This window comes from Noviherbaspirillum denitrificans, assembly GCF_002211445.1.
Taxonomy (GTDB): Bacteria; Pseudomonadota; Gammaproteobacteria; order Burkholderiales; family Burkholderiaceae_D; genus Noviherbaspirillum; species Noviherbaspirillum denitrificans.
The window spans coordinates 2,373,096-2,378,619 of the sequence record NZ_LSTO01000001.1 but is presented as its reverse complement, the minus strand read 5'-3'; the positions used below and the strand labels follow the sequence as shown (position 1 = coordinate 2,378,619).

General features: G+C 62.3%; 4 protein-coding genes. 1 reads left to right on the top strand and 3 read right to left on the bottom strand.

The window, feature by feature from the left end; genetic code table 11:
• The 3 genes from AYR66_RS11630 to AYR66_RS11620 form a co-directional block, all read right to left on the bottom strand.
• On the bottom strand, nucleotides 1–1,822 hold a 1,822-nt coding region (locus AYR66_RS11630), incomplete at its 3' end, for a sigma-54-dependent Fis family transcriptional regulator (protein ID WP_234814883.1).
• Between the two features lie 408 nt (nucleotides 1,823–2,230).
• A complete protein-coding gene (gene mnmA / locus AYR66_RS11625; protein ID WP_088707617.1) occupies nucleotides 2,231–3,328 on the bottom strand; it encodes a tRNA 2-thiouridine(34) synthase MnmA in 1,098 nt (365 codons plus the stop codon).
• A complete protein-coding gene (locus tag AYR66_RS11620; RefSeq protein ID WP_088707616.1) occupies nucleotides 3,321–3,806 on the bottom strand; it encodes an NUDIX hydrolase in 486 nt (161 codons plus the stop codon). Before AYR66_RS11620 ends, mnmA begins: the two co-directional genes overlap by 8 nt.
• Before the next feature lie 425 nt (nucleotides 3,807–4,231).
• Between AYR66_RS11620 and AYR66_RS11615 the strand changes: the two genes are divergently transcribed.
• A partial coding sequence (locus tag AYR66_RS11615; protein ID WP_088709765.1) for a Re/Si-specific NAD(P)(+) transhydrogenase subunit alpha occupies nucleotides 4,232–5,524 on the top strand: 1,293 nt, incomplete at its 3' end.

Sequence of the window (5,524 nt, the reverse complement as noted above, 5' to 3'; positions counted from 1 at the left end):
CCGCCGCCGACCCATCCCCGCCATGCGCCGCCAGCGCCTTCTGGATCAGGTTCAGTTCCACATCTTCCAGCTTCGCGTTTGCCGGGACGGTATCGACGGCAACTGGCGCTTCCTCGGCCCCGCCCATGTTCTTCACATCCTCGAGGAAGTCATCCGGCAGATGTTCCATGCGGATCTCGCCATCGTCCCCGGTCATGACCATCGCAGTGCGCAGCAGGTTGGTGAGCTGGCGGAAGTTGCCCGGCCAGTTGTGCTGCTTGAACATCTGCATCACGTCCGGCGCGACGGTGTAGCGAATGTCCTTGCTTTCGCACGACAACAGCTTGTTCACCACGACTTCGAAATCGCTGCGCTCGCGCAGCGGCGGCAGCTTCACCACCAGGCCGTTGAGGCGGTAGTAGAGGTCTTCGCGGAATTCGCCCTTGGCGATCATGTCGCGCAGGTTGCGGTGGGTCGCGCAGATCACGTTGACGTTGACCGGAATCGACTTGGCGCTGCCCAGCGGCGTCACCATGCGCTCCTGCAGCACACGCAGCAGGCGGGCCTGCAGGTTGAGCGGCATGTCGCCGATTTCGTCGAGGAAAAGCGTACCGCCGTTGGCCTGCAGGATGCGGCCGACGCTGCCCTTCTTGCGCGCGCCGGTAAAGGCGCCGTCTTCATAGCCGAAGAGTTCGGATTCGATCAGGGTTTCCGGAATCGACGCGCAGTTCACCGCGACGAAGGGGCTGCCCGCACGCGGCGAATCGTTGTGGATGGCCTGGGCCAGCAGTTCCTTGCCGGTGCCGGTCTCGCCGTTGATCAGGATCGGGATGTCCTTGCCGTTGACCTTGCTGACCTTGGTGATCAGCGCCGCAACCTGCGGGTCGCCGGTGTTCAGGTAACGCAGGCTGGACAAACGGTGCGTCGCATCGCTTTCCGAGGGCGCGGGACGCGGCGTCACGTCGGCGCCGCAGATCATGCTGTTGCTCAGGCGCACGGAGGCACGCGCATACACGCGCACGCCGCTCGGCAGGCACATGTGCAGCAGTTCCGGCGTCGCGGTGCGGTAATGGTCGAGCAGCGCGGATACGCCAAGGCCGAACAGCGAGTTCAGCGTATGCGTGCTGAGCGCCTGTGGCGTCAGCCCGAGCTGGAACATCGCGCTGCGGTTGGCGGCGATGAAGCGTCCGCCCGGCGTGAAGGACACGATGCCTTCCATCAGCGTGCCGATGAATTCAGGACGGCTGTGGAAATGCAGCGTGATGCCATCCTGGTAGGCGGCGGCGAACAGCTGGTTTTCGATCATCTGCGCTGACATGCGCACCAGCGCCATGGTGTGGCGGTGGAAGCTGTTGCAGTCGCCGGTCACGTCGAGCACGCCGATCACCGCGCCGCGCGGGTCGAAGATCGGGGCAGCGGAGCAGGTCAGGATATGGTTGGCGCGCAGGTAGTGTTCGTCGGCATGGACCAGCGTCGGCGTGCCTTCCGCGATCGCGGTGCCGATCGCATTGGTGCCGCGGCGCTGTTCGGACCAGGCCACGCCCGGCGTCAGCGCGACGCGGTTGGCCTTTTCCAGGAAATCGTCATCGCCCAGCGTATGCATGATGACGCCCTGCGCGTTCGTCAGGATCACCATGTTGTGGGTGTTGACGATCTGCTCGTACAGCGTCTCCATCACCGGCAGTGCGTACTTGTGCAATGCCTGGTTCTGTTCGATGACGAGCGAGAGATCGTTCCGCGCGAGCGGGGAGAAGTCGGGATTGTCGGTGGTGCCGAGTCCGTAGGCGGCCGAGCGCTGGTGCGATTTTTCTACCATGGTCCCGCGCTCGTCTGCAGGAAGCATGCCAAATTGCATGGCGCCAGGTGCAAGGGCGCTGCCGGCTGCCAGCGGCATATGTGCTTTTCCGTTTACCACCGTCGTCTCCTTTGCGGCAAGTATTGTCGTTGCTCGCAGGGCTGTGTCATTTTGTGACAGGTGTGTCATTCCGGGACGGAATGATTGTGTCACCAGGCGTCATCCGATTGACTTTGTCGTTATGTGCGGATGCAACCCATCATACCCCGTTTGCCTCGTGCGGCAATGCTGCGCGCACCTGCTTTTTTCGGGGAACAGCACTGTCCTGTGTGTGTTTGTAGCCTGAGATGCGAGCAAGAGTCGTTCCTTCCCTGGGGAAGGAACGACTTTGCATCATGATGGAATGACAATGATTCGCTTGTCTGCGGAATCTTGCGAAGAGTGGGTGCTGACTGCTTAGCTTGCGGCGTCGATGATGCCGCCACCGAGGCAGATTTCGCCGTCGTACAGCACGGCGGACTGGCCCGGCGTTACCGCCCACTGCGGCGTGGGGAAGTCGAGCGAGAATCGATCCGCAGAAGTCGCCAGCGTGCACGGAACGTCCGCCTGCCGGTAGCGCGTCTTCGCAGACAAGGCGCCGGGAGCGGGCGGCTCGCCCGCGATCCAGCTGGTCTGTCCCGCTGAAAGGGATGACGACAGCAGCCACGGATGATCGTGCCCCTGCACTACATAGAGCGTGTTGTTCTCGACGTCCTTCTTCGCCACGTACCAGGCGTCGCTGTTGCCGTCGGCATTCTGGTAGGACTTCATGCCGCCCAGGCCGATGCCCTTGCGCTGGCCGAGCGTGTAGAAGCTCAGGCCGACATGCTCGCCGACGGTCTTGCCGTCGGGCGTCTTCATCGGACCGGGCTTGTACGACAGGTAGCGGTTCAGGAATTCGCGGAACGGGCGCTCGCCGATGAAGCATATGCCGGTCGAATCCTTCTTCTTCGCATTCGGCAGGCCGATCTTCTCGGCGATCACGCGCACTTCCGTCTTCGGGATTTCGCCGAGCGGGAACAGTGTCTTCGACAGCTGCGCCTGGTTCAGCCGGTGCAGGAAATAGCTCTGGTCCTTGGTATGGTCGAGCGCCTTGAGCAGCTCGAACTTGCCGTTCGCCGCCTGCCGCACGCGCGCGTAATGCCCGGTCGCGATCAGGTCCGCGCCGAGGTGCATCGCATGGTCGAGGAAGGCCTTGAACTTGATCTCGGCATTGCACAGCACATCCGGGTTCGGCGTGCGGCCGGCCTGGTATTCGCGCAGGAATTCGGCGAACACGCGGTCCTTGTATTCGGCTGCGAAATTGACCGCCTCAATGTCCACGCCCACCACGTCGGCCACGCTGGCCGCGTCGATCCAGTCCTGGCGCGTGGAGCAGTATTCGGAATCGTCGTCGTCTTCCCAGTTCTTCATGAACAGGCCGATCACCTCGTAGCCCTGTTCCTTCAACAGCCATGCCGAGACGGACGAATCGACGCCGCCCGACATGCCGATCACTACCCGCTTCTTAGCCATTGAACACCCCGATGACGCTGGGATGGGTGTAGATCATCGACAGCGGCGCGCGCTGTCCGGCGAGGTAATCGTCGATGCATTGCAGGACGAGCGGGCTGCGGTGCTTTTCCTGGCAGGCGAGGAGTTCGTCGCGCGTCATCCAGATGGCACGCAAAATGCCTTCGTCGAGTTCGCGATCTTGCTGTGCACCAAGATTGCCGCAGAAGGCGAAGCGCAGGTAAGTCACTTCCTTGTTGGTGCGGGACGAGACATAGCGCGACATGTACACGCCGACCAGTCCGGTCGCAGTGAATTCATAAGCCGATTCTTCCAGCGTCTCGCGGGCGACGGCTTCGATCAGGGATTCATTGGGGTCGAGGTGGCCCGCCGGCTGGTTGAAGCGGATGCCGTCGCTTGTCTCTTCCTCGACCAGCAGGAAACGGCCGTCGCGTTCGATGACGGCGGCCACGGTGACTGAGGGTTTCCAGACTTCTGACATAGGTTTCCTTGAAGAGGCCGCCATTTTACCGTGCATGGCATCCGCGGGCGAAAACAGGAATGATCGGCTGCACAGGGGAAAGAATCTTGATTTCGCGCAACTCTTCCGAAGCGCATTCTTCGTGACGTCATAAAAAGCCGTTACATTTAATTTTTGTCATTTACGGGGAGAAATGCGAGGAAAGCTGCGGGAGTCCTGGGAAATTAGAGCGCCGCGTCGACTGAAAATAAAAAAGAACGGTTGTGCTAATTTTTCTTTTGCGTGTAAGATCGGTGTAAGAAAACCAACGAGCGGTCATCGCGCATGGCTGGATACTCTCCGGCCAGGTGGTTGCTTGTTGATAAAAAAGCATTAGGAACGGAGCGGGCGCACCTGCTCCACAAGCTGTCCAACCCAATCTACAACCAGAATCAAGGGGAACACGTATGCCTCTCACGATAGGAGTGCCACGGGAAGTATTTCCGGGCGAGAAGCGCGTCGCAACGGTGCCCGATGTGGTCGAAAAACTCATCAAGCTGGGTTTTTCGGTCCAGGTCGAGACCGGCGCGGGCGATGCCGCCAATTTCAGCGATGACACCTATCGCACCGCCGGTGCCGGCGTGGTCGACAACGCGGCCACGCTGTGGTCCACGTCCGACATCGTCTTCAAGGTGCGTCCGCCGACGCCGGAGGAAGTCGGCCTGATGCGCGAAGGCAGCACGCTGATTTCCTTCATCTGGCCGGCGCAGAATCCCGACCTGATGCAACAGCTGGCGGCAAAAAAGGTGACCGTGCTGGCCATCGACTCGCTGCCGCGCACGCTGAGCCGCGCCCAGAAGATGGATGCGCTGACCTCGCAGGCCGGTGTCGCCGGCTATCGCGCGGTAATTGAGGCCGCCAATGCGTTCGGCCGGTTCTTCAACGGCCAGGTGACGGCCGCCGGCAAGATCCCGCCGGCCAAGGTCTTCATCGCCGGCGCAGGCGTCGCGGGCCTGGCTGCCATCGGCACCGCCGCGGGCCTGGGCGCCATCGTGCGAGCGAACGACACCCGCGCCGAAGTGGCCGACCAGGTCGTGTCGCTGGGCGGCGAATTCGTGAAGGTCGATTACGAGGAAGAGGGTTCTGGCGGCGGCGGCTATGCCAAGGTCATGAGCGAAGGCTTCCAGCAGGCCCAGCGCGAGATGTACGCCAAGCAGGCCCGGGAAGTGGACGTCATCATCACCACCGCGCTGATCCCCGGCAAGCCTGCACCCAAGCTGATCACCGCCGACATGGTGAAGTCCATGAAGCCGGGCAGCGTGATCGTCGACATGGCGGCCGAGCAGGGCGGCAACTGCGAACTGACCGAACCTGGCCAGTCCGTGGTGAAGCATGGCGTGACCATCGTCGGCTACACCGACCTGGTGAGCCGCCTGTCCAAGCAATCGTCGACGCTGTATTCGACCAACCTGCTGCGCCTGACCGAGGAGCTGTGCAAGACCAAGGACGGCATCATCGACGTCAACATGGAAGACGACGCGATCCGCGGCCTGACCGTCATCAAGAACGGCGAGGTTACCTGGCCGCCGCCGGCGCCCAAGCTGCCCGCTGCACCCGCCAAGCCCGCCGCCAAGCCGGCTGCAGCGCCAGCTGCGAAAGGCCATGGCCACGGCCCGAGCGGCGAGCAAATGTCCGGCACCAAGATGGCCGTCGTGTTCGGCATTGCCGCCGCGCTGTTCTGGCTGATCGGTGCGTTTGCG

What these genes read in the sequence shown, in the direction of transcription:
- AYR66_RS11620 (WP_088707616.1), bottom strand. Translation starts at nt 3,806, where the DNA reads ATGTCAGAAGTCTGGAAACCCTCAGTCACCGTGGCCGCCGTCATCGAA.
- mnmA (WP_088707617.1), bottom strand. Translation starts at nt 3,328, where the DNA reads ATGGCTAAGAAGCGGGTAGTGATCGGCATGTCGGGCGGCGTCGATTCG.